General features: G+C 44.7%; 22 protein-coding genes and 2 tRNA genes. 15 read left to right on the forward strand and 9 right to left on the reverse strand.

What is annotated here, in order from left to right:
- Positions 1-41: 41 nt before the first annotated feature.
- The 3 genes from M5J74_RS18485 to glmM all read left to right on the forward strand — a co-directional run bounded on the left by M5J74_RS18485 (position 42) and on the right by glmM (position 2,610).
- Complete coding sequence (locus M5J74_RS18485; protein ID WP_015155544.1) at positions 42-638, forward strand: DUF3177 family protein; 597 nt, start codon at positions 42-44, stop codon at positions 636-638.
- Positions 635-934: a hypothetical protein gene (locus tag M5J74_RS18490; RefSeq protein ID WP_015155545.1), complete on the forward strand. Its 300-nt coding sequence runs from the start codon at positions 635-637 to the stop codon at positions 932-934. The genes M5J74_RS18485 and M5J74_RS18490 overlap by 4 nt, the downstream gene beginning before the upstream one ends.
- A gap of 233 nt (positions 935-1,167) precedes the next feature.
- Positions 1,168-2,610 (forward strand): phosphoglucosamine mutase, encoded by a 1,443-nt coding sequence (gene glmM, locus M5J74_RS18495; protein WP_015155546.1) that lies wholly within the window; start codon positions 1,168-1,170, stop codon positions 2,608-2,610.
- A gap of 583 nt (positions 2,611-3,193) precedes the next feature.
- Here the strand turns inward: glmM and M5J74_RS18500 are convergent.
- A complete protein-coding gene (locus M5J74_RS18500; RefSeq protein WP_250012703.1) occupies positions 3,194-4,159 on the reverse strand; it encodes an aldo/keto reductase in 966 nt (321 codons plus the stop codon).
- Between the two features lie 29 nt (positions 4,160-4,188).
- Here M5J74_RS18500 and M5J74_RS18505 point away from each other — a divergent pair, with 29 nt between their 5' ends.
- The 5 genes from M5J74_RS18505 (at position 4,189) to M5J74_RS18525 (ending at position 7,698) form a co-directional block, all read left to right on the forward strand.
- A complete protein-coding gene (locus tag M5J74_RS18505) occupies positions 4,189-4,359 on the forward strand; it encodes a hypothetical protein (RefSeq protein WP_181245305.1) in 171 nt (56 codons plus the stop codon).
- A 47-nt stretch (positions 4,360-4,406) separates the two neighbouring features.
- On the forward strand, positions 4,407-5,537 hold the full coding sequence (locus tag M5J74_RS18510; RefSeq protein ID WP_015155548.1) for a D-alanine--D-alanine ligase family protein: 1,131 nt from the start codon (positions 4,407-4,409) through the stop codon (positions 5,535-5,537).
- 89 nt (positions 5,538-5,626) lie between these two features.
- Positions 5,627-6,466, forward strand: coding sequence for a hypothetical protein (locus M5J74_RS18515; protein ID WP_250012704.1), 840 nt, complete (start codon positions 5,627-5,629; stop codon positions 6,464-6,466).
- 23 nt (positions 6,467-6,489) lie between these two features.
- Positions 6,490-6,897 (forward strand): ChuX/HutX family heme-like substrate-binding protein, encoded by a 408-nt coding sequence (locus tag M5J74_RS18520; RefSeq protein WP_015155550.1) that lies wholly within the window; start codon positions 6,490-6,492, stop codon positions 6,895-6,897.
- Positions 6,898-6,915: 18 nt separating this feature from the next.
- A complete protein-coding gene (locus M5J74_RS18525; protein ID WP_250012705.1) occupies positions 6,916-7,698 on the forward strand; it encodes a DUF6816 family protein in 783 nt (260 codons plus the stop codon).
- Here the strand turns inward: M5J74_RS18525 and rpsU are convergent.
- Positions 7,695-7,874 (reverse strand): 30S ribosomal protein S21, encoded by a 180-nt coding sequence (rpsU, locus tag M5J74_RS18530; RefSeq protein WP_015155552.1) that lies wholly within the window; start codon positions 7,872-7,874, stop codon positions 7,695-7,697. The two genes, M5J74_RS18525 and rpsU, sit on opposite strands and share 4 nt — an antisense overlap.
- A gap of 237 nt (positions 7,875-8,111) precedes the next feature.
- Positions 8,112-8,429: an RNA-binding protein gene (locus M5J74_RS18535; RefSeq protein ID WP_015155553.1), complete on the reverse strand. Its 318-nt coding sequence runs from the start codon at positions 8,427-8,429 to the stop codon at positions 8,112-8,114.
- Between the two features lie 258 nt (positions 8,430-8,687).
- Between M5J74_RS18535 and M5J74_RS18540 the strand changes: the two genes are divergently transcribed.
- The 5 genes from M5J74_RS18540 to M5J74_RS18560 all read left to right on the forward strand — a co-directional run bounded on the left by M5J74_RS18540 (position 8,688) and on the right by M5J74_RS18560 (position 14,185).
- A complete protein-coding gene (locus M5J74_RS18540) occupies positions 8,688-10,502 on the forward strand; it encodes an ABC transporter ATP-binding protein (protein WP_015155554.1) in 1,815 nt (604 codons plus the stop codon).
- 52 nt (positions 10,503-10,554) lie between these two features.
- Positions 10,555-10,636 (forward strand) — tRNA-Tyr (locus tag M5J74_RS18545).
- 22 nt (positions 10,637-10,658) lie between these two features.
- A tRNA-Thr gene (locus M5J74_RS18550) sits at positions 10,659-10,730 on the forward strand.
- A gap of 160 nt (positions 10,731-10,890) precedes the next feature.
- The gene (locus M5J74_RS18555; protein WP_250012706.1) at positions 10,891-12,084 is read left to right on the forward strand and encodes a tyrosine-type recombinase/integrase; all 1,194 of its coding nucleotides are present in this window, start codon (positions 10,891-10,893) and stop codon (positions 12,082-12,084) included.
- A 541-nt stretch (positions 12,085-12,625) separates the two neighbouring features.
- A complete protein-coding gene (locus M5J74_RS18560) occupies positions 12,626-14,185 on the forward strand; it encodes a metallophosphoesterase (RefSeq protein WP_371933974.1) in 1,560 nt (519 codons plus the stop codon).
- A gap of 91 nt (positions 14,186-14,276) precedes the next feature.
- On the opposite strand, the gene M5J74_RS18565 is transcribed toward M5J74_RS18560, so the two are convergent.
- From M5J74_RS18565 to M5J74_RS18575, 3 genes are all read right to left on the reverse strand, one after another.
- Positions 14,277-15,227 carry an alpha-E domain-containing protein gene (locus M5J74_RS18565; RefSeq protein ID WP_015155556.1) on the reverse strand — a complete coding sequence of 317 codons (951 nt, stop codon included), beginning with the start codon at positions 15,225-15,227 and terminating at the stop codon, positions 14,277-14,279.
- Between the two features lie 86 nt (positions 15,228-15,313).
- Positions 15,314-16,747, reverse strand: a complete 1,434-nt coding sequence (locus M5J74_RS18570) for a circularly permuted type 2 ATP-grasp protein (protein ID WP_106216531.1) — start codon at positions 16,745-16,747, stop codon at positions 15,314-15,316.
- A 242-nt stretch (positions 16,748-16,989) separates the two neighbouring features.
- Positions 16,990-17,370, reverse strand: coding sequence for a DUF1636 domain-containing protein (locus M5J74_RS18575; RefSeq protein ID WP_015155558.1), 381 nt, complete (start codon positions 17,368-17,370; stop codon positions 16,990-16,992).
- 72 nt (positions 17,371-17,442) lie between these two features.
- Between M5J74_RS18575 and M5J74_RS18580 the strand changes: the two genes are divergently transcribed.
- The gene (locus M5J74_RS18580; RefSeq protein ID WP_015155559.1) at positions 17,443-17,667 is read left to right on the forward strand and encodes a hypothetical protein; all 225 of its coding nucleotides are present in this window, start codon (positions 17,443-17,445) and stop codon (positions 17,665-17,667) included.
- A gap of 397 nt (positions 17,668-18,064) precedes the next feature.
- On the opposite strand, the gene M5J74_RS18585 is transcribed toward M5J74_RS18580, so the two are convergent.
- The 3 genes from M5J74_RS18585 to M5J74_RS18595 form a co-directional block, all read right to left on the reverse strand.
- Positions 18,065-20,107 (reverse strand): primary-amine oxidase, encoded by a 2,043-nt coding sequence (locus M5J74_RS18585; RefSeq protein ID WP_371933975.1) that lies wholly within the window; start codon positions 20,105-20,107, stop codon positions 18,065-18,067.
- Positions 20,108-20,143: 36 nt separating this feature from the next.
- The gene (locus M5J74_RS18590) at positions 20,144-21,298 is read right to left on the reverse strand and encodes a carbonate dehydratase (RefSeq protein WP_250012708.1); all 1,155 of its coding nucleotides are present in this window, start codon (positions 21,296-21,298) and stop codon (positions 20,144-20,146) included.
- A gap of 348 nt (positions 21,299-21,646) precedes the next feature.
- The gene (locus tag M5J74_RS18595) at positions 21,647-21,880 is read right to left on the reverse strand and encodes a hypothetical protein (RefSeq protein ID WP_127022766.1); all 234 of its coding nucleotides are present in this window, start codon (positions 21,878-21,880) and stop codon (positions 21,647-21,649) included.
- A gap of 90 nt (positions 21,881-21,970) precedes the next feature.
- On the opposite strand from M5J74_RS18595, the gene M5J74_RS18600 reads away from it, so the two are divergent.
- On the forward strand, positions 21,971-23,602 hold the full coding sequence (locus tag M5J74_RS18600) for an alpha-D-glucose phosphate-specific phosphoglucomutase (RefSeq protein ID WP_106165926.1): 1,632 nt from the start codon (positions 21,971-21,973) through the stop codon (positions 23,600-23,602).
- Positions 23,603-23,628 lie beyond the last annotated feature (26 nt).

The following is a 23,628-nucleotide window of genomic DNA, read 5'->3' on the forward strand; positions in this document are numbered from 1 at the left end:
GAATACACAAACCTTAGTCCTCGATCTCTAGCCTCCGATATATGCAAAGCGATATTTGGTTTCGACCTTTCATTTGGATGGATTTTCGTTTGGCGCTGTTATTTACCGTCATAGCACCATTAGTTTTAATTATCTGGGCGTTCGTGCGGAAAGTAGAACCTATGCAACACCTGCTGGCAATTTACTGGCGGGTGGCGAGTTTGCTAGCGATCGCATTGTACGTGTCTATCGCACCGTTTCAAGTTGGATTCATTGCGGGATTGATGTCACGCATTCTCATTCCACTATCTCTCTGGTTTTGGATCGATCTCAACGAAGAAATTGAAGACCTGCCAGGTAGTGCTTTGAAACTCAGCTTCAATGCTTGGCGCTGGGCGGTGACGCTTTACTGTATTATCGGCGCGATCGCTCAATTACCGAGTTTGCAGTGTGCCTTTTCAGATACGTTCTTGCAAGATCCGTTGTGTCAAGCTTGGCTGGAAGTGCCTTTAGTTTATAAAGATATCTTTCATCCAAACACGCAAGCAGGTTTCCTCGGCTTTATTGGTGGCATGGGTTTAGTTGTTTACGTCTTGTACTTAATCTATTTTGTTTTCCTTAAACTAGGTAAACAAGGACGATTTGCAGTCAGACAATGATAGATTCTGCGGGAAAACGACTGGAAAAATATTCGGCGATCGCCAAACAAGAGGTTTTGATCGTCACTGTGGAGATTGACGGTGTTGGCGATCGCATTGCCATCTTCAAAGGTTTCTCCAGTTCGTTGACCAGTCCTACAGCCTTCGATCCAGACGTTCCAGTCATTCCAGATACGGCGAGGATTGTGGCGATCGATCGCGTCGCCAGTCCCTACAATCCTCAGTCTCCTCAGTACATTCAGCAGGGGCTGACTTGGGAGGAATTTCAACCGTTACTAACGGCTTTGGGGATATAGCGCTGCTTGCAGGCAAATTTAAGCAAACAAATTTAAATTTTGAATAAAATTACACCTTCTATCGCTCTTGCTGCACTCAGAAGATAGTAGGATTGCGAATGAAAGTCTACTAACGTAGTACTAAGAAAATACTAAAAATATTTTTGTTTTACAAAAATCTACCGAAATTTTTAAGGAAGTGTTATTCTCCAAACGTGGGTATTACGTGAGGAGTTAGGAGTCAATAGTTTAATATGCTAAAGCAAAATTATAAACGCGATCGCCAAAATAAAACAAATATACTATCAAATAGCAACTCGCAACTCGATCTTCCCGCTACAGCTTTATTTGGTACAGACGGCATTCGGGGACGAGTAGGAGATTTACTCGATGAAGCTTTGGCTTGGCAGGTAGGTTTCTGGACGGGTCAAGTTTTACAGCAGCAGACAGACAACGATCTCAGTCCGGTTATCGTGGGGCAAGACTCCAGAAATTCGAGTGAAATGCTAGCAACTGCCTTATCTCAAGGTCTTGTAGCTGCGGGACTAGATGTTTGGCATATCGGTCTATGTCCGACTCCTGGCGTTGCCTATCTCACTAGTGCTAGCAATGCCGCAGGTGGAGTTATGATCTCCGCCAGCCACAACCCTCCAGAAGACAATGGAATTAAAATTTTTGGCAGCAATGGCGCTAAACTTTCTCAACCCTTACAAGAAGCAATTGAAGCAGGGATCAGAGGAAAGGCAGTACCCACCTCTATTCAAGGTCAGGGATATTATGTTCGGCGACCGGAGTTAGTTCAGAAATACGTCGAATCTTTAAAAGTGCCGCTATCGCCCAATCATGGCGATTTTAGTGGAATGCGTGTCGTGTTAGACCTGGCTTGGGGGGCAGCAGTTGGATTAGCACCGAGTTTGTTCCGCGATCTAGGTGCAGAGGTAATTTGTTTGCACGATCGACCCGATGGCGATCGCATTAACGTCAACTGCGGTTCCACTCACCTCGGACTGCTGAAAACAGCCGTTAACCAAAATTCAGCCCACCTGGGATTTGCCTTTGATGGGGATGCCGACCGAGTGCTAGCAGTCGATTGTCAAGGTAGACCTGTAGATGGCGATTACATCCTTTACTTATGGGGTCAAACCTTGCGACAAGCGCAAAAGTTGCCAGATAACTTGATTATTTCTACTGTCATGGCAAACTTGGGTTTCGAGCGGGCGTGGCAAAAGCAAGGTGGTAAACTGATTCGGACGGCTGTAGGCGACCAATACGTACAAGCAGAAATGGTACGAACTGGAGGTATGTTAGGCGGAGAACAGTCAGGACATATCCTTTGCCGTCACTATGGTATTGCTGGAGATGGTTTATTAACTGCCCTCCACTTAGCTGCATTGGTTAGACAGGCAGGAGTCTCTTTAACCCAATTAGTAGACCAAAGCTTTCAAACTTATCCGCAACTCTTACGCAACGTGCGAGTTGAAAATCGCGATCGCCGCATGAATTGGCAACAGTGCGAACCCTTACAAAAGACGATCGCGCAAGCCGAAGCTGCAATGGGCGATCGCGGTCGCATCCTCGTCCGCGCCTCCGGTACGGAACCCGTAATCCGCGTCATGGTCGAAGCTGCCTGTAGCGAACTCACTCACCATTGGACGGAGACTTTAGTTTCTGCCGTTGAAAAACATGTTGCGGCGTAAGTGTAGAGACGTTACATGTAGAGACGTTACATGTAACGTCTCTACACCTATCGCGTAAAAACTTTTTGGGGTCTAGCTAGTACTGCTAGACCCCTACAACGTCGGTTGGATTTAATTCGTTCAAAGCAGACTCAATTAATGCACAACAACTAAGGTGAACAACTCTTGGATCTCTAGCATAGTTGCGTCTTTCCAGACCGTAGGTTGGCTACCTTCACTCTTGAGTGATTTACCTATTGGTCTATGCTTGAGCGATCGCAAGTGGGCTTTTGACAGGGGACACTAGGTCATTGCCCGTATAGATTTGTTTTTTGTTTTTGTTTGTGTCCTATGTATCTAAAACTAGCACTGCTATCTTCTTACCACAACCTACTATTTACTAAAATTAAAAAGTTGTGAAATTTCTCCAACTTCTCGCAATATTAGGTAACGCTCAGCAAGTCAAAAGTTAAAAGTTAAAAGTCAAAATGTTTAAGCCCGCTCGTAGCAGGCGATTTGATTGCACTCATAATGCAAGTTAAATGTGTGACAGCTTAACAGTTAACAATTAACTGCCAATCTTTGACCATCAACCATCAACCATTTAAACATCAAAATTCCACATCACAGGGTTTTCATCTAAACGATCGGTGACGCTTTTGCCGATCGCGTCAATTTCCTGCAACTCTTCCGGCGAGAGATAGACATCTGCGGCTTTAGCATTAGCAACGGCTTGTTCGGTGTTTCTCGCCCCAACGATCGCATTGGTTTGCGGTTGGGCAATTAACCAAGCGATCGCTAAATTAGCTAACGAGACTTGATGTTTCTCGGCAATTGGGCGCAGTCGATCTAAAGCTTGTTGCGCCCGCACGTAATTTTCTCCCTGAAACAACCGATTCTTGTTGCGATGATCGTCGGGATGAAATTTGTGTTCGGGTCCGAATTTTCCTGTCAGCAACCCTTGCGCTAAAGGAGAGTAGGCGAGGATAGAAATCTTATTTTCTACACAATAAGGCGTGAGATCTTTTTCTGCCCAACGCCAAAACAGAGAATAAGGTGGTTGAACGCTATCGATCCGCCCGTATTGGGCTGCTTCTGCTAGTTGGGTACGGGAAAAATTAGAAACGCCGATCGCCCGAATTTTACCCTGCTGTTTCAATGTATTTAAAGCACTCATCGTCTCTTCTATCGGTACGACTTCACTTTTATACGAACCAGAGGGCCAGTGAATTTGGTAGAGATCGATATAATCTGTATTGAGATTTTGCAGCGATCGCTCGCACGCTTCGATAACTTGGTCGTGTTTTAAATGATTGGAAAATACCTTCGTTGCATAAACCACGCGATCGCGCACGTCAGAGAGGGCTTGTGCAACGATTTGTTCTGAATGCCCTTTTCCGTAAACTTCCGCCGTATCTACAGTCGTAATCCCAGCCTCAAATGCTGCCCGGATCGCTTTAATAGTTTCGGCATCCTCTATTCCTACCCACATAGCCTTACCAGCTTGCCAGGTTCCCATAATCACGGGAGTAATTTTAATCTCCGATGTCCCAAGCGATCGCAATTCCATGCCATTCTCCCAAGTTATAAAGTTCAGGTATGAAGTTCTGTATAGATTTTAAAAGCCTGACACAGATCGTGCTTACACCTATACTTAGTTATCAGCCATCAGTTATCGGCGATCGATTATCAGTGACATCTTTTCAAGTACCACCCAACTACCAACTACCAACTACCAATTACCAATTACCACTCTTTCCCCAGTTGTGATAGGCTATTGCGCATTAATAGTGTCTAGAGGCTGAGAGGATAAAAAAATGAAGGTAGGACTGTTATTCGGTGGACGATCTGGGGAACATGAGGTGTCAATTAATTCGGCAAGGGCGATCGCTAAAGCCATCTCAACCGGAGAAAACCGAAATAAGTACGAGCTACTACCATTTTATATCCAGAAAGACGGGCGCTGGCTGGCAGGACAAGCATCTCACAAGGTTTTAGAGTCGGGGGTTCCTATACTCACAACGGCTGATTCTGTTGCTTCTCAGTCTCACTTAGGCGGATGGGAAGATGAGGAGATGAAAAATAGCAGCCAACTAGACAACTTCCACGATGCAAAAATGCTCGATTGCATCCCAGCTTCTTTACCCCAAGTTGCATCTGTCGATGTCTGGTTTCCAATCTTACATGGACCTAATGGAGAAGATGGGACGGTGCAAGGACTGCTGAAATTAATGCAAGTCCCCTTTGTTGGTTCTGGTGTTTTGGGTTCGGCGCTGGGAATGGATAAAATCGCGATGAAAATGGCATTTGCCCAAGCGGGATTACCGCAGGTAAAGTACGTCGCCGTCAATCGTTCTCAAATCTGGTCAAATCCGTGCGTATTCCCCAAACTTTGCGATCGCATTGAAGAAACTGTGGGTTATCCCTGTTTTGTCAAGCCTGCTAACTTAGGTTCTTCAGTTGGAATTAGTAAAGTGCGATCGCGATCGGAATTAGAAACTGCTCTCGACAACGCTGCTAGCTACGATCGCCGTATAATTGTCGAAGCTGGCGTGGTTGCAAGAGAGCTAGAATGTGCGGTTTTAGGTAATGATGAACCCAAAGCCTCAGTAGTGGGCGAAATTACTTACCAAAGCGATTTTTATGATTACGAAACCAAATACAGTGCAGGGATGGCAGATATTATAATTCCCGCCGCCATTCCAGAAGCTGTTGCCGCTCAAATTCAGCAAATGTCTCTCGAAGCTTTCGCAGCTGTCGATGCTGCGGGATTGGCTAGAGTAGACTTTTTCTATACCGAAAGCGGCGAAGTCTTAATCAATGAAATTAATACCATCCCTGGGTTTACTGCGACTAGTATGTATCCCATGATGTGGGAAAAAAGTGGTATTCCTTTTCCAGAATTAGTCGATCGATTAATTCAATTAGCTTTAGAAAGAAACAGTTAACGGTTATCAGTGTACAGACCTTACCTGTAACGTCTGTACAAGTTATCTAGCCACCAGCCACTAGTTCCACTAGCTACTTACTTTTTCTAATGCAGTATCAAAATAATTCGCAACATACTATTACTAAGCCTCTTGCTTCAGACGATGAAATTAAAAGAGTTAAAAAGCAAAACGAACGAAAAAAAGTAGCTAATTCTTATTTTTTTCGAGAACTGATTCAGCGCCATCCAAGGTGGGTTTTGCTTGGAGTTAGTGCTTTTTTATTATTCGCTATTTACTCTTCTATCACGAGTATATTTCAGATTGGCGTTCTGAAAGAAGAAACTGGAACGACATCTATAACTCCTGTAAATACTTCAAATTCTTCACATGCATCGTCTGATAATTCTTTGTCTTCGTGGTTGCTAGGTGCAGTTACTCTGGGGGCTGCTGTAGGTGGAGTTGCGATCGCCAAACGTTTGTCTAAGTCATCGTCGGACTTGTCTCAATTTTTCTTACAATTTCACTCTTCTCCTCAGCAACAATTTTCGCCATTGCGAGAATCAATTCTCAGTCTTTCCTCTCTCAAACTTTCAGAACCGAAACCGACTTGGGTAGAATCTTCTATGGAGACAGAATCGAAGTTAAATATCTATTCAGAAACAGACGAATTTACTATTTTGATAGAAGAAGATTCATTAGACGATGGAAAAGAACACTTTTTAGAGACGCTAGAACTAACACCAGAAGAGAAAAATCTTATCTTTGAAAATATTGTTTTTCATCAGAGATCGGAATTATCTTCAGTAGAAGATATCTCCCCTTCTGAAACTGAATCGAATTCAGTACCAGAAAATGATGTATACTCTCCTTGTAGTAGATCTTTAGCAGAAATGTTAGATCTGCGTCAGAAACTTTCTCTAGCAACACTGTTAGAAATTGACAAATAACAGCCTTAGTTCCTTATCTCCTCATGTCTGCCACACTAAAAGAATTCTTGGAAGCCTGCGAAAGCCTCTCCACGCTGCGGATCATTGTCACTAGCAGCGCGGGTGTTTTAGAAGTCCGCAGTAAGTTACAAAAGCTGTTTTATGCTGAATTACCCAAAGGAAAATATGCAAATATGCACGCCGAAGACTTTGAATTTCACTTGAATATGGATGAAATTCAGCAAGTTAAGTTCGAGACTGGGGAAGCGAAACGAGGTAATTTTACAACATATGCAATTCGATTATTAGACAAACAAAATCAGCCTGCTTTGAGTTTATTTCTACAATGGGGCAAACCAGGAGAATACGAACCTGGACAGGTAGAAACTTGGCATTCCTTACGAGAAAAGTACGGTGAAGCATGGGAACCCGTACCAGTTGAAAGTTTATAAGTGTTGAAAAACTTTCTCGTGAAAAAAATTTTGCTGCTATCCCTAACTCTAGTCTTATTCTTATTCTGGATAGGTGAAGCTAATGCCGGACAATTAAGCGATCGCATTGCAACCTTTCCTAAGTGGGATAATAAGCCTACGGTACAGGTTGCATCTGGCGATTTAGTCTATCCAGAGTGGATGGCAGGAACTTGGATGGTAAAAAGTACTTTAGTTGATTTGATTGCTCCTTTAGCCCCAGAGATTACTACCCCTGGATTTGAAGGTAATCGGCGTTATTTGAACCAATCAGTCCAGTTTCAAGTCAAATTTATCAAACAAAACTTACTCGGACAGCCCTCAAAGTTAATTCCCCAGCCTGTGAAGGTAAAATCGGCTGTGGTAGCAGATCGAGCTTTTAATGGTCTAAGTCTAGCAAGAGCATATCTGGGCGATCGCACCGTGAAAGCAGTAAAAGTCGATCCAGACTCGCCCAACCGTCAGATTACCTTATTACAAGGCGATCGCCAACTCATTTCGATTGTGACTGGTCGTACTACAGAAGTGACAGCAGAGAATGGATATGTTACTACAGAAATATTCGGGCAGCAATTTCGCGGTAATAGGGTGCGTCCCTATTTCAACCAAGTAGAATTGACAACCGCATATCACTACGTACCCAATTCTACTGTTAAAATTGTCGCCGACCAGTTTACGGCTGTTTATCTGTCTGCTCAAGATCCAGATTACTTTAAAGCGGGCGATCGCCCCGTTGCGCTCTATCGCTACCGCTTGGAATTTTCCCCACAAACCGATCTTTAAAAGCGGCTTCTCTTACGTCGTCTGGCGATCGCTTTGCGCTTGCGCTTTTCAATTGGAGTTTCAAAGTGGCGCAGCCGTCTTAAATCTGGGAAAATTCCAGCCTTCGAGACTTGACGCTTAAACCTACGTAATGCCGATTCTATATTTTCATTTTCACCCACAACCACTTGGGTCATCGTATTTCCTCCTAAACTTGCGTTGACGATCGGGCAATTGCACTTCCTCTGAAAAGAGTTTGTGCTAAATTGCCCGTTCAAACTGGTACACTCCTGACAGTGAGTGCAAGACTAACGTTGAACTTCAAGCTATCCAGCTAAATTACAGTAGCAAGTTCTGTCGGAAATGCTAATGCATTCGATCGAAATTGGAAATTCTGCTCTAATTGTAACTGTCTACTTTCGTCTCAAAGGAATTTAGTAGCGATTGCGCGAGTAACCACCGCCACCACCGCCGCGATTATTTCCCCAGCTACCACCACGGCTCTTTTCTTCGCGCGGTCTAGCCTTATTGACCTTAAGTTCTCTGCCCATCCACTCAGCACCGTCTAAAGCTTCTATCGCTGCTGCTTCCGCTGCTTCTGTTTCCATTTCTACAAAAGCGAAACCGCGCGGACGACCAGTTTCTCTATCGGTGGGTAGTTGCACCCGCTTTACGGTGCCATATTCGCTAAATACTTTGCTGAGTTCTTCTTCTGCGACTTGATAAGACAAATTTCCTACGTATACTGACATTGCGTCCCTCACTGTGTTGTCGAAGTACTTCCGGAGAGGCGCTTGTGAATAATTGAACAAACACTACCACCGAATCTACTTTTCTTTTAGTAGACTAACACAATATTGACTGGGAGCAATGTTGAGTTCGAGCAAGTCTCAATTTGACTTAACAAATCTGTAACATTGCCGCTCGATCGCCACAACTTAACTTTTGTAGTATAGTGTAGTATAAGTTTCCCAGTAGCACCGTGCTAAAGAGTTCGGCTCCCAAGCATTATGGCGAAATTTCAAGACTTATTCAAATATTATCGTCCCTGGCGGACAATCGCCCTGTTTAGCATTGCCGCAGCCTGTTTTTTCGAGATTGTCGATTTAGTAGTTCCTTATGCAATCGGACAGATTTTAAACGTACTGTCTAACCACCCCTTAGATCGTCCCATCCAAGAAGCAATCGCTGCCATTTCTCAACTGACTCATTTGCCACGCGATCGCTTTCTATCTTTAATCGTCCTGATGGGTTTGATTTTTGTCGTCACTGTTGGCAAAGGTCCAACGCAAATGTGGTTAAGTGGTTGGTTTCACTGGTATATAGCCTTGCGATCGCGTCAGTATCACACGCGAAAAGCGATCGCTAAAATTCTGACTCTGCCGTTAGAATTTTACGATGTAAATAACCCTGGTAGAATCTCCGGTCGAGTCGCCAGAGGATTAAGCAATCATACTTGGACATATCCAGAGATAGCCGGACAGTTAATTCCTAAACTGTTTCGCGTTCTGGGAATTTTTGTAGTGATTTGGTTTATTGAGTGGCGTATTGCTGTTTTATTTCTAATTTCGTTTATCGTTATTCTCGGTTTTAGTCTCAAAGATTTAACCCGGTTGATTAAACAAGAAGAACGACTCGATCGGTACATGGAAAATACCGAAAGTCGAACTTCAGAAATTATCACTAACATTAAAACAGTCAAAGCTTTTGCCACCGAGGGTTTAGAACTAAAACGCCAGCATCAGCGCCTCAATCGCGAGTTAAAGGTCGTACTATTTCGCATCCATTTAGGTTATGTAAAACTAGGAACTTGGCAAAAAACTGTCATTCAATTATGCGTTTTTGGCGTATTGGGATTAACGCTCAAATCCACAATTCAAGGACAAATTTCGCTCGGACATTTTATCACGACTTTGACTGTTTCTAGTATGGCTTATGCAGAGTTAGAACCGATTAGCAACTTTGCCGAAATTTTTGCCCGTCGGTATGCTTCTATGATGCGACTGCATGAGTTTATGCAACACCCCATAGGTAAAGATGCTGGCAGTCTAGAGACTTCATCTGATGTAACTCAATATCGTTTTACCGGTAAATTGGAGTTAGCTAGCGTTACTTTCGGCTACGATCCGCTACGTCCGGTATTGAAAGAGATTGACTTGTCGATCGAACCTTATCAAACAGTAGCATTAGTAGGGCGATCGGGTTCGGGCAAATCTACTTTGGTTAAACTACTGTATCGCTATTTTGAACCAAACGCAGGACGCATCTTGCTAGATGGACGAGATATTCGGCAATTTGATATTGCCGCTTACCGCAGACGATTGGCGATCGTGCATCAAGAGGTGGATGTATTCAATGGTAGTTTGATAGATAACCTAATTTATGGCAATCGTAGTGCTAGTTTTGAGGAAGTAGAACAAGCCTGTGCGATCGCCCGTTTAGATGAAGTTATCGCGCAGTTACCTGAAAGATATTTTACTGTAGTAGGTGAGAGGGGCGTGCGCTTATCTGGCGGACAGAGACAGCGATTAGGAATTGCTAGAGCATTGTTAGTAAACCCAGATATTCTAATTTTTGACGAGGCTACCTCTAGCCTGGATTACGAATCAGAGAGATCGATTCAGCTAGCCATGCGCTCGATTCTCGGTACTCGCACTACCATCATTATCGCCCACCGTCTCAGTACAGTGCGGGAAGCAGATAAAATTGTCGTCCTCGATCGCGGTAGGATTGCGGAAGTTGGCAGCCATACAGAGCTATTAAACCACGCCGGAATTTACCACCGTCTGCATTCTTTGCAAGAAACTGGAGAATTGCTTACATAAGCCTTGTCATCTCAGATAACTCATGTTAATATAGTGAATCGGTGGATTCAATGGGTCGATGCCCGAGCGGTTAATGGGGGCGGACTGTAAATCCGTTGGCTATGCCTACGCTGGTTCAAATCCAGCTCGGCCCATATCCACAAAAAGAATAAATTTGCCCGTGTAGCTCAGTGGTAGAGCACACCCTTGGTAAGGGTGAGGTCATGAGTTCAATCCTCATCACGGGCTTTAGTCAAAACCCTCTATTGGAGAGGGTTTTCGCGTTTGTGAGGAGCTGTAGCAGCCCTAGTTCATTCTCAATAAGGGTGCTAGTTTGGGGCATTTTAGGTCTTGTTTATATCAAAAATTGAGATAACAATGAGATACAAAATTTAGATGTATTGCCCTTATGTCAAGCATTAGGAATGCTGTCGAGAAGACGAGCGAACTCCCACACTTATCTCAATCGTTATCTCAATCGCAATCTCAACAAAGAAGGAAAGCACCCAAGGGGACGGTTTCAGTCCAGGTGTTCAAAGACAGGCTGCGTTTGTGTTGGAGCTACTACGGCAAACGTTACTTTTTGTATGTTGGGTTGCCCGATAGCAAGATTAATCGAGTGGTTACCGAACAAAAAGCCAGACAAATAGAAGGCGACATGGCGACTGGTCACTTCGATCCAAGCTTAAGGAAATATAAACCGGAGTACCAACAACATCAAAGTATTAGCGTTACCAAGCTGTTTGAACGCTTCATGGAACAAAAAGCTAAAGATGTCACACCTAAAACAATGGAGAAGTATCGAGCTACCCTTGTCTATCTAAAATGCTTTTTTAAGGATGTAGCCGCCGAATCAGTTACTAGCTCTAACTCTGAAGGCTTTGCTCGGCATCTAAATGACAAAGGTTTAGCACCAAACCAATGCAAGCGGAGGTTAGAAGAATTAAAGGCTTGTTGGAATTGGGCGATCGCCAAAAATGCGATCGCGTCTAACAACCCCTGGACTGAAGTTGCTAAGCGGATCAAAGTACCACCGAAGCAGAAACCCCAGCCGTTTAGCAAAGAGGAAATTAAGGCGATCGTCCAGGCGTTTAGGACAGACCATTATTACTCGCATTACACCGACTATGTCGAGTTCTTGTTTGGTACGGGAGTCCGAACTGGGGAGGCGATTGGACTGCGATGGAAGCACCTCACAGATGACTGTTCCATTGTCTGGATTGGTAAAATTCTGAGCCGAGGCAATCGTAGACCTACCAAAAGTAATAAGGATAGAACTATCAACCTCACTCCTAAACTACAGAAAATGCTACTAGCGCGTAGACCTGCAAACCCAGATCCAGAAGGTTTAGTTTTCGTCTCTCCTCCAGGTAAAGCTATAGAAGACCAGAACTTTAGAACTCGCGCTTGGAAGAAAATACTATCCCACTTACAGATTGACTATCGCAAGCCATACACAACTCGCCACACCTTGGTCAGCCATGCTTTGGATTCAGGGATGAATCCTGTCAATGTTGCTCAGCTAACAGGACATAACGTTAAGACACTGTACGAAAACTATGCGGGAAACGTTAATAGTCGTCCCCTGTTACCGGAGCTATAGGAATGAGCGATCGCATAATACCAATTTACTCTTTGACTACGACAAAAGAGATCCCCCAACCCCCCTTATCAAGGGGGGCTAGGGGGATCTTCTATAGCATAGTTTTAGTGAAATGGTATAAGGTATTAAGAATTTCCTCTCTACCAAATTTATAGGGGTTGCCTCGCAAAACCCACACTAATTCGCACAGTACAATGTTGGCGATAAAGCACAGTTGCCTGCTTTCTATTACCTCACAAGCTTGTTGCCACTGGCTTTCGTCATCCCGTGTTAGCGAAGCAAGACATTCATATCAAGTCCAATCACTCGTACCCAGGTGCGATCGCTTGCTCCATTTCCTCGATCGTTGCTGCTTTCATTCCCTCACGATGCAGAATTCCCGACAACGCATTGGCAGGAACATTTAAGGGGATAACTTTTACCTGTCCGTCAGCATCAATGACCTCAATTTACCAAATTCCCATATTGATAGATGCCCTATAACTAGACCTACAATTACGATTATTGTGGTTTGCAGTTGAGCATCTAGAGGTAAGTAGCCTTGAAACTCGTGTCCGATCCCGCGATCGCTGACAAAATTAGCAGAATGAAGGAACGAGTCCGGTGGCAAGATCCTGTCATTCAACGACGAGGAATTGACCAAACTCGGCTAGTGCTGGAAGACAATCGAGCGGACGATCCAGAGTTTTCGTTTTTAGTTATCGGCGATACTGGCACTGGTTCGCACCGATATAATAATCCCCAACGCGAGGTAGCTGGACTATTGCAGCCGCATCTTGCCGACAGTAGTTTTATGCTACATACGGGCGATGTCATTTATCTAGTTGGATCGAGCGAGTTTTATCTGGATAATTTCATCAAGCCTTATCGAGAGTTTTTAGTCGGTGGCGAAAATCCCAAAGCGATCGCCTACGACCAAATGACTTTTAGCCGACCCATCCTCCCGGTTCTGGGAAATCACGATTATTACAATTTGCCATTATTATTTGGCGCAATCTCTTTGACGACATTACCCGTGCGCCGTCTGCTTAAATTTAGAAGAGACTTTGATGTAGGTTGGCACGGATCGAAACAGGGTGATGCTTATGCACGAGCATTTTTAGATTATCTCAAAGCGTTGAGACTACCTGGCGAATTAGATAATCACTTAAATAGACACTACACGGCGAAAACAGATACGGGTTATTGCTTGCGCTACGAACCCGGGCATTTCACGCGCTTGCCCAATCGTTACTATACTTTTCGCTATGGCGGAATTGATTTCTTTGCTTTAGATTCCAACACGTTTAACGACCCGATCCCACTATCAACCACCCCAGAGGGAGAAGCACGTCGTCAGCAGTTAATACAGCGCCGCGATCGCCTAGAACAAGAAAAGCTACAAATTCTTGACGCATCGGATAAACTGAATCCCGACGATCCCGACGATGCAGAACAACTAGACGATTTGCAAGTCAAACTGTCGCAGATTGAGGAAATTATTGTCGATATCGAAAAGCAATTAGCTATTAACAAAGCAGTTGTCACCGACACCGAACAACTCGATTGGTTGCAACAGCGATTAATTGAATCGTGGCATACAGATGAGGTACGGGGTAGGGTGCTGTACTTCCATCATCCCCCTTACGTGACTGAGGCGACAAAATGGCATCAAGCGCAAACTTTAGCAGTGCGCGATCGCTTGCGTAACGTCCTCAACGGAGTCGCTGAGGCTGTGGGTTCTCTTCCCCAAGGTCGTCCAATTGTCGATCTAGTTTTAAACGGTCACGCCCACTGTTTAGAATACCTAAAAACTATGGACACGGGACACGCTGACTCCAATATCAATTGGATTGTTTGTGGTGGAAGCGGTTACAGCTTGCGCCGCCAGCGCCAAGAGGGGACAGATCTAATGGAAGGAGAGGCGGAAGAAAGGTTAGTAGCGCGATCGCATCTGTTTGTCGGTCGCAACGGTTATGCTACCGAAAAACGTCGCCCCTACACTTGTTTGCGAATTGACGTACAAGATGGTTGTCCTCCCAAATTTGTCATCCGTCCTTTTGTTACCGAACGATATCAAAAGCAGTGGCACAGATACGCGATCGATCCTTTTACGATTTGAATAGTATTGGTAATGGCGAGAAGTGAGGAGCGAGGCGATCGCGCTTGCCGAGGTTTATACCAAAAATTCAACTCTACGACTCACTACGCGCTTAAACAGGATCGACCGCTACAAAAGTCGTAAAAATCTTGTCACCCACATCGTTAATTTGATGCTGAATGCGATCGAGAAATTCATGCAGTCCAATATTGACAATTTCCTCAATTGTGATGTATTCCAATTCCGATCGCGATCGACCGAGGGCGCGTTCGGCGGGATTTTGCCAAGTACCGATGGGAGTTCCAGTAATTTGATGTAGCGATTGCTCTGCTTGGAGTAAGCAAAATTGAATCGAACGAGGAAATTCGCGGTTGAGAATCAAAAATTCCGCTACAGCTGTAGGCGCAATGCGATGTCGTCCCCATTTACGATACATCTCGTAAGCACTCGCAGATTTTAGCAATGCTATCCATTGCAACTGGTCTAGAGTCGTCCCCACATCTTTAGCTGAAGGTAGCAAAATATAGTATTTTACATCTAAAATTCGAGCAGTTTTATCAGCTCGTTCTAACAAACGTCCAATTTGTCCGAAATGCCAACCTTCATTGTGCGTCATGGTTGCATTCATCACCCCAGCAAACAAGTGACTGGCTAGCTTGACTTCAGCAAAAAAATTCGACCATTCAGGAACGGTATGAGATTGAGCCGCTTCCTTGACTAGGAAATAAAATGCATTTACCCGTTCCCACATTTCCGAGGAAATAATTTCACGGATCGATCGCGCGTTCTCTCTAGCAGCAAACAAGCAAGAAGCGATCGAATTAGAATATTCGCGATCGAACGTTAAGAACTGAATCACATTTTCTGCTGTCGCTTCACCGTAGCGTTCTTGAAATAATGATAAATCTCCTGTAGTTAAAATCAAAGGTTTCCACTGCTGCGCTTCTCCAGTAGGAGCATCCAACAATAGAGTTAAATTAACATCAATAAAACGGGCAACATTTTCTGCCCTTTCTACATAACGGTTTAACCAGTAAATTGAATCAGCAACTCTGCTTAGCATAATCGGTTATCAGTTATCAGTTATCAGCGATCGGTGGCTAGTAGCTGAATTCTTCATCTAGCCACTAGCCACCAGCCACTATCCACTCATTTACATACCACCCAAGTATCTTTACTCCCTCCACCTTGGGAGGAGTTGACTACTAGAGAACCTCTTCTGAGGGCAACGCGGGTTAGTCCACCTGGATTGACGTAAATTTCTTTGCCGTAGAGGATATACGGTCGCAAGTCTACGTGACAGCCTTCAAATTGGTCTTCTAGAATGGTTGGCACGCGAGACAAACACAAAGTTGGTTGGGCAATGTAGTTGCGCGGACTAGCCTTAATTTTTTCGGCAAATTCTTGGCGTTGTTCTGGGGTGGCAGAAGAACCAATGAGCATTCCGTAGCCACCAGATTCATTCGCTGCTTTGACAACTAACTTATCGAGATTTGCCAAAACATGAGCCTGTTGATTAGGTTCCCAACAGAGGTATGTAGGAACGTTAGATAAAATCGGTTCTTCGCCCAAATAGTAGCGGATCATCGCTGGAACGTATGCATAGATGACTTTATCATCAGCTACACCAGTTCCTAGTGCGTTAGCCAGCCCCACTCTACCCGCACGATAGACTTCCATCAGTCCAGGTACGCCTAATAAAGAATCGGAGCGAAATGCTAATGGATCGATAAAATCGTCGTCAATCCGGCGATAAACGGCATCAACGCGCTTTAAGCCTTTGGTAGTCCGCATTTGTAGGTAGCCATCCGCCACTACCAAATCTCGTCCTTCTACCAACTCCACACCCATCTGCTGTGCTAAGAACGAATGCTCGAAGTAAGCTGAGTTATAAATTCCTGGTGTTAAAACAACTACCGTTGGATCGTAGAGTTGAGGAGGAGCCAGGTTGAGTAGGGTTTCTAGTAAATGACTGGGATATTCCTCAACGGGCTGAATTGTCATCGACTCAAAGACTTTGGGAAAAGTGCTTTTCATGACGCGACGATTTTCCAGCACGTAAGAAACGCCAGAAGGACAGCGCATGTTATCTTCTAGCACGTACCAACGACCATCGCGATCGCGCACTAGGTCTGTTCCGGTAATATGACACCAGATCCCACCAGGCGGTTTTAGTCCAATACAAGGCTTTAAAAATCCCGTAGCCGATTCGATTAACTCGCTCGGAATCACGCTATCTCTGATAATTTTCTGCTCGTTATAAATATCGTTGATAAACAAGTTCAGGGCAAAGATCCGTTGCTTCAGTCCCTTTTCTAGAGACTGCCATTCTTCGGCTGAGACAATGCGAGGAATGATGTCAAAGGGAAAAATCCTTTCTGTACCTTCACCCTCACTGTAGACATTAAAGGTGACTCCCATGTTCATCAAAGCAATTTGCGCTGCTTGATGTCGCCGTTGTAATTCTCCAGCTGGTAGAGAATTAATTCTTTCTAGCAGTGGAATTGCCTCCGCACGAGGTTTGTCTTTAGTGACGAATAGCTCGTCGTAAAAGTCTCCTGGTTCGTAATTGTCGAATCGCACAATAGAAAGGGTAGGGGTAAGAGGGAAAGTCGTAAGTCGTAAGTCGTAAGTCGTAAGTCAGAAGTTCTTCCGACTTGCTACTTTTTAGCGATCGCAGTTTGTCTGTCGTCAATATTGAATTACCTTACCAAATAGAATATCGATCGCATTTCAACTGTAGTTTTGACTACAGAATCAATTGTTAATTTGTAAATGAGGGGTAGGTAGTGGCGCTTTGGCTGGGGTGAAACCAGCCTGAGAATTCAACTACTCATGGGCGGAACTCGCGCCACAATACCTTTTTTCAGTGGTTCCGGTCGCTCCGACCAAGGCAGCAGACCGTCGTTCTTAGCATGATACTTGCTAGCGCACTCGAGTATGGCAGCAGCGCTATCTTCAGCTGGTAGTGTCCCAAATACGTAAGTACACTTTCCTGCTGCCGCAAACGTCACAACGCAGGGAGAGTTACACGCACTCATGCACTCCACCGCTTGTAAAGAAAATTCTGGTGCGAGTTGCCACTCTTCATAAAGTTGGGTTAAGCGATCGAACAAGATTTGACCACCACTCACTCCCACTCGTTTACCGTCCTGCCAAGTACTGGCGCAGGTTGTACAGACAAATACAGTGTGTTTCTCGTTCATAAATGTTGCAAAACTTAATAAAGTTTGTTAAGTTTATTTAAGACAAAGTAACAAATAGACAAAAACAACCTCATGACACGCTCTGGATATATTACTTCACCTGGCGAAGGCGAAAAGCTTAACAATTTCGCAGTCGAACCCAAAATGTATGTAGATGAGACCCCTCGCATTGGTTTTACCGAGTACGCAGAACTACTCAACGGGCGTTTAGCAGCAATTGGTTTTGTGGCTTTGATTGCAATGGAAGTATTGACTGGTCACGGCATCTTTGGGTATTTAGCTGGTTTAGGACAGTAGATATTAGAGCCTGCATTGCGATCTGATGGAGAATAAGAGTCGTAGAGGCGGGTGCGCGCAAACAAATTCACAACCTCAGCAGTAAACCAGGAGTCAAAACCCGCCCGTACAGGAGTCGGGAGTGAGAAAGAATCTTCATTCCTGGTTGTGAATTCCATTCATGATGTTCTCTTGTGCGCATTCAAACTCCATCTGCGTTCTATAAGTATTAAATTTTTTAAAATCTAGCGCTTTTGCAAGAACTCTGTTGTTGGTAGTTGATAGTAAATTGCCATCAACTATGAGCCATTAACTATAGCAATCCTATTTGATTCATGGTGGAGCAAGCTTCTAGCCTGCCACAGGCTAGAAGCCTACTATTACAAATCATTTAGAACTGCTATGTCAACAGTTCTAATTAGGAAGAGTGATTGATGGGCGTTGATTCTGGTAGGTTAATAGCAGGATTGCGCGTGAAGAACCCTACGGGCATCAACTTAAAACCAGCATGGTGAACGGGCATAACAGGCCAGTCTTCAGGGCGAGGAACGTGGGTAGTACCGAACGTGTACCAAGCTACCAAGTCTTGACCTATAAGCGGTTCATTATCCGCAACAAGGGTAGGTAAGCCCCGTTGGGAGTTGCTTTGGTTGGGATATTCTCCTCCAGCGTGGAGTTCTTTAGGTTTATACTTAGTCACCCAGAAATGGTGAGTAGCGAAGCCCGCGCGATCGCGAATTGTTGCGTCTTGGCGGGGAAAAAAGACTGTATTTCCAGACGGCATGAGCATATAACTCGTGGGTGCGCCGAGTTGATTTTTGCGAGTCGTACTGGCGATCGCCCATTCTCGGTTTTCCGTCATATTCAAATCCCGAACGGCGCTTTCCTCTGATGTTAAGGGTACGTGTTTGGTAACAAATGCATTCCCGTGAGGATTATTTGCACTGATAGGTAGGGATTGAACCGTCATTTCCATCGGCATGTTTGCTTCGCCGTCTACATCTAGATCTAAGCGAAAGTTAAAAAAGTGCTGGTGGTTGACACCGACAATATTTTTGGCGATTAACTTGCCGTAGCTATCTCGACTTGCAGTGGTGACGGAATCCGATCCTTGGGCTAAAACAAGTCCGTGCAAGTCAGTCCGCACGTCTAACGATCCGTCTTGGTGAAAGATCCAGTTGATGGCATAGTCGTAATTACCGATTGTTGCTGTCGTTGTGACAATGAGCTGGCGATCGCGTCGGACATCCTTGCGTTCGGATCTATAATCGTAGTGCTTCCACAACACGCCATTATCTTTTTCATAGATCCCGACAACATCAGGCATGGCATAAGGTTTGCCTTGCGAGTCTGCTAGCACTGCATCTAGCAATACCCCATTTTCAGGAACTTCTTTGCCTAGTTCCTGAGTATTAGTTAGCGTACCGAAATTGTATTCTCCGACATCAAAGGCATTGCGAAACGACCACTGCGGATTGGGATCGCCATAGGGAACGACCATTTCAGATAGGCTGGCACGATACATAACTGGACGAAATTCGCGACCGTCTTCATGCTGCACTTGGTAAAGGATCAAGCCATCCCGTGGATGCATCATGTAGCGGAATTTCCACCCCTGCCAACTCACTTCATTACCACTGAGTTTGAAGGTGTGACCGTTTGGTTGCAGGATTTTTAGTAACTTGGCTGCCGTTCTTAGGGGACTGAGCGATCGCCGATCGTAGTCCCAATTTTCCTTGGAGAGAGCTACGACACCCATATCGCTAAAACTAGCCAGTTTTTTCGCATTGAGATCGACAGTTGCAACGACTCCCTCTATTGGCGTGCCGTAATAGTTCCAGCGATCGCCTTTGAAGTAAGATAACGTGCGACACAGACGCGCCCCACTTGACTTTTCTGCTTCAGTCACCAGCCCTACTGCCCAGCCTTCAACGACAACTTGTTTGAAGTCAGTAATGCCTCGCTTCCTCATGGCTGCTTGCCAGCGCGGATCGGCTTTAGTGACTGCCGCTGCTATTTCATATTCTGGTTCCATGATGGCTGGCTGCACGCCAGGAATCTCTTGCCAGGATGATAAAACCGCAGCTTTAGCTTTAGTTTTAGGTTTTAAAGTTACAACAGCTTCGTAGGTTTTGTTTTGAGAGCGATCGTAAACCACGGCAAAAACTTCTCGTTTGAAGGGTTGTCCTGGCTTGAAATTCAAGACTTCTGTTTTATCTGGTTCATTCAGAGCAACGATGGGAAAGTGAATTTCCTGTTGGGGCATTTTTTGTTTAATGAGTGCAACGGCTGCTGTAATCTCTTGTGCCGTTAATGAATCGAGTGGATGAGTAGGGGTGACTATTCGAGCTAGAGAGATTTGAATCGAACCGATGGCGATCGCGACTACGATAAACATGGCTATAGATAACCAAAATTGCTTTCGCCGCTTCGAGAATAACTGGGAAAGAATTTGCAACATAGGAAGACTTCTGCGCTGTCAGATTTGTAGCCTTGGCTATCGCACTAAGGCATCTGCTTGCTTTTGGGTGGTAATAATAGCGCGATCGGGAACTTTTACGCCGTTTTGCAGCGTTACGCCCACCACTATAGCCTCGCTGCCGATTGTCACGTCATTACCAACTTTAGAACGAAATAATACAGTATCATCTCCAATTGTGAGATTATCGCCAACTTCGAGAGGTCCGTGAAAAACGATGTTATCGCTCGTATCTAAGTTTTTACCAATATGGATGCTCGTACCTTTGAGCGCATGAAACGTGACTCGATCCTCAATTTGGGCATTCTCCCCAATGATAATTGGCGTGCCTTCATCAGCACGAATTGAAGTTCGCTGTCCCACGGTGCTATTATTGCCAAGCCTGACATCTCCAACGATGCGAGCAAACTCATCGAGTTTCACATTCTGACCGATCGTGGGTTTGACTGGTTTCGGATTCCAAGATGTTTTTGGTGCTGTACTAACACCCGTTACGGCATCAAATCCTGCTTCTTCGTATAGGTGGCTGTAGTTTTCAGCAAACTCGGCATTGACTTCTAATACTTCTTCTTGAAACTTAGAATTAGCTTCCGTTTTGAGTGGGAGAGCATCAGCCTGCGCTTGAGTCGTAATAACTGCCCCGATTGGTACTAAACGGTTTTTGCCAATCCGCACGTTCGACAGAATCGCACCATGTAGTACAAAAGCACCGTCTTCTAGCACTACGTTGCGCAAGCGAGTATGAAAACCGATAAAGGTGAAGTTGCCAATTTGTGAATTCTCAATATTTGCCTGATGAGCAATACTCACTCGTTCGCCAGTACTACTTGATTTTGCCGCACAAGCACTTGGAGGAGCCGTATTTCTACGGAGGGCTAGAAATAAAATATTGTCTTGAAAATTAGTCCGATCGCCAATACAAATGCGAGTGTCGGGTTCCGCTCGGATGATAGTGTTACTAGCAATAAAAACTTTTCGCCCAATTAAAACATCACCAAAAAACTCATCCAACGGACTAATAAAGCTAGAATTAACTACGATTTTAAATGGTTCAAATAAACTGGTCGAACCCTGAGAATGAACGTTAACAACAATCGTATTTAGTGTAAAAATAATAACAATCAGACCGAGGAACACGAAAAGCTTCAACCTACTTTTAGCATTCTTTAACATAGATTATTTACCAAAAGTCATGGCAAGTTGTGTATTTAGAAGCTTAACTTGAAGTTTTAAGGTTGAATAGTTCGCCATAATAATAATACAAGATGCGATTTATCAAAATTACAACTTTTGTCTGTACTTACGTCTCTAATCGTGAAATTGAAAGTGGGACAACAGCACATTGTTTTTCTGAATTGAACGCTTGCTTGGCAGGTTTTTAATTTGTAAACTCGTTTAGTAGAAGTAGGTTGAAAAAAATGACCTGCATTTGCCAACTCAACAACTAAAGCATTAGGCAATTCAGTGCGAAAAAGCTCGATAAATTATGATTTTGGAGGTAATGCAAAACCTTTCATACCTTCAGCGATCGCGATCGGCTTTTGCCTCATAGCTGCGAAGCGCGAAGCATGAGCGTAGCGATCGCCTCTGCACCTTCCTCTCAGCTTTCATCGCACCACGCAATTCACTGCTCGATCGCTCGTGCGCTCCCTGATAACTGACTTGAGAGTGATGGCAAGGGAGGATGGTAATGTGAGAATAGCGCCAGACATTCTGATATTTCAAGCAAAGTGTCACAGTGCTAAGTGCAATCACGAATATAGATCGAAAGTTCAAAGTAGCGCGATCGCCCTTTTTGAGAAGTTTACAGTTGCAAACGCTCGGTCAGGAACAATAACCTATTCCATGAATATCCTTGAAGTCTCCACTACTCCCTTTACCGACCAGAAGCCAGGTACTTCTGGTTTGCGAAAAGCGGTCAAAGTGTTTCAGCAACCCCACTATTTAGAAAACTTCGTCCAATCCATCTTCGATAGTCTCGAAGGTTGTCAGGGACAAACTTTAGCTTTGGGTGGTGACGGTCGTTACTACAACAGAAAAGCGATCCAAATTATTTTGAAAATGGCTGCTGCGAATGGTTTTAGCCGAATTAAGGTCGGTCATCGCGGTATTCTCTCTACTCCTGCTACTTCCTGTATTATTCGCCAATACAAAACCCTGGGTGGAATTATTCTCTCTGCCAGCCACAACCCAGGTGGGGTGGATGGGGACTTTGGCGTAAAATACAACACTGGCAACGGTGGACCCGCACCGGAAAAGGTGACTGAGGCAATCTATGCCCGTAGTAAAACAATCGATCGCTACAAAATTCTGGATGCACCAGATATCGATTTAGACACGTTAGGCGAGTCTCGTTTGGGAGAGATGACGGTTGAAGTTATCGACTCAGTTCAAGACTACCAAAAACTGATGGAGTCGCTATTTGATTTCGATCGCATTCGTCAATTTCTCACCTCTGGTAAACGCATCTGCATTGATTCCATGCACGCAGTCACGGGTCCCTATGCCCGGGCAATTTTCGAGCAAAGCTTGGGCGCACCGCAAGGTACGGTAGTCAACGGTACGCCTTTAGAAGATTTTGGCGGCGGACACCCAGACCCGAATTTAGTCTATGCCCACGATCTCGTAGAAATTCTGTTTGGAGATAATGCGCCTGACTTTGGTGCTGCTTCCGATGGAGATGGCGATCGCAATATGATCTTGGGCAAACATTTCTTCGTCACCCCTAGCGATAGTTTAGCAGTGCTGACAGCCAACGCTAAGTTAGTCCCTGGTTATGCTTCAGGACTTGCTGGAGTCGCAAGATCTATGCCCACAAGTCAAGCGGCGGATCGCGTAGCGGCTAAATTGGGAATTGATTGTTACGAAACTCCGACGGGATGGAAGTTTTTCGGCAATCTCCTCGATGCAGGCAAAGCCACCCTGTGCGGGGAAGAAAGTTTTGGTACGGGTTCCAACCACATTCGCGAAAAAGATGGGCTGTGGGCGGTGTTATTTTGGTTGAATATCCTTGCCGTGCGCCAACAATCGGTAGAACACATCGTGCGCGAACACTGGCAGACATACGGACGCAATTATTACTCGCGCCACGACTATGAAGGAGTAGATAGCGATCGCGCCAATACCTTAATGGAAAAGCTGCGTTCTGTCGCCCCCACACTCAAAGGTAAGCGTTACGGACAATATGAAGTCGAATATGGAGACGATTTCAGCTACACCGACCCGATTGATGGTAGTATCAGCAGCAAACAAGGCGTGCGGATTGGTTTTGTTGACGGTTCTCGGATCGTCTTCCGCCTTTCCGGTACAGGAACCCAAGGAGCAACATTACGGGTTTACTTTGAAAGTTATGAAGGTGACTCTAGCAAACAAGATCTAGAGGTACAACAAGCGCTAGCCGAACCAATTGCGATCGCCCAGGAAGTTGCTCAAATTCGCGAACATACTGAAATGTCGAAACCAACTGTGATTACTTAATCAGTTATCAGTAGTCAGTTATCAGT

The sequence above is a fragment of the Chroococcidiopsis sp. CCNUC1 genome (genome assembly GCF_023546805.1).
GTDB classification, from domain to species: domain Bacteria; phylum Cyanobacteriota; class Cyanobacteriia; order Cyanobacteriales; family Chroococcidiopsidaceae; genus Chroococcidiopsis; species Chroococcidiopsis thermalis.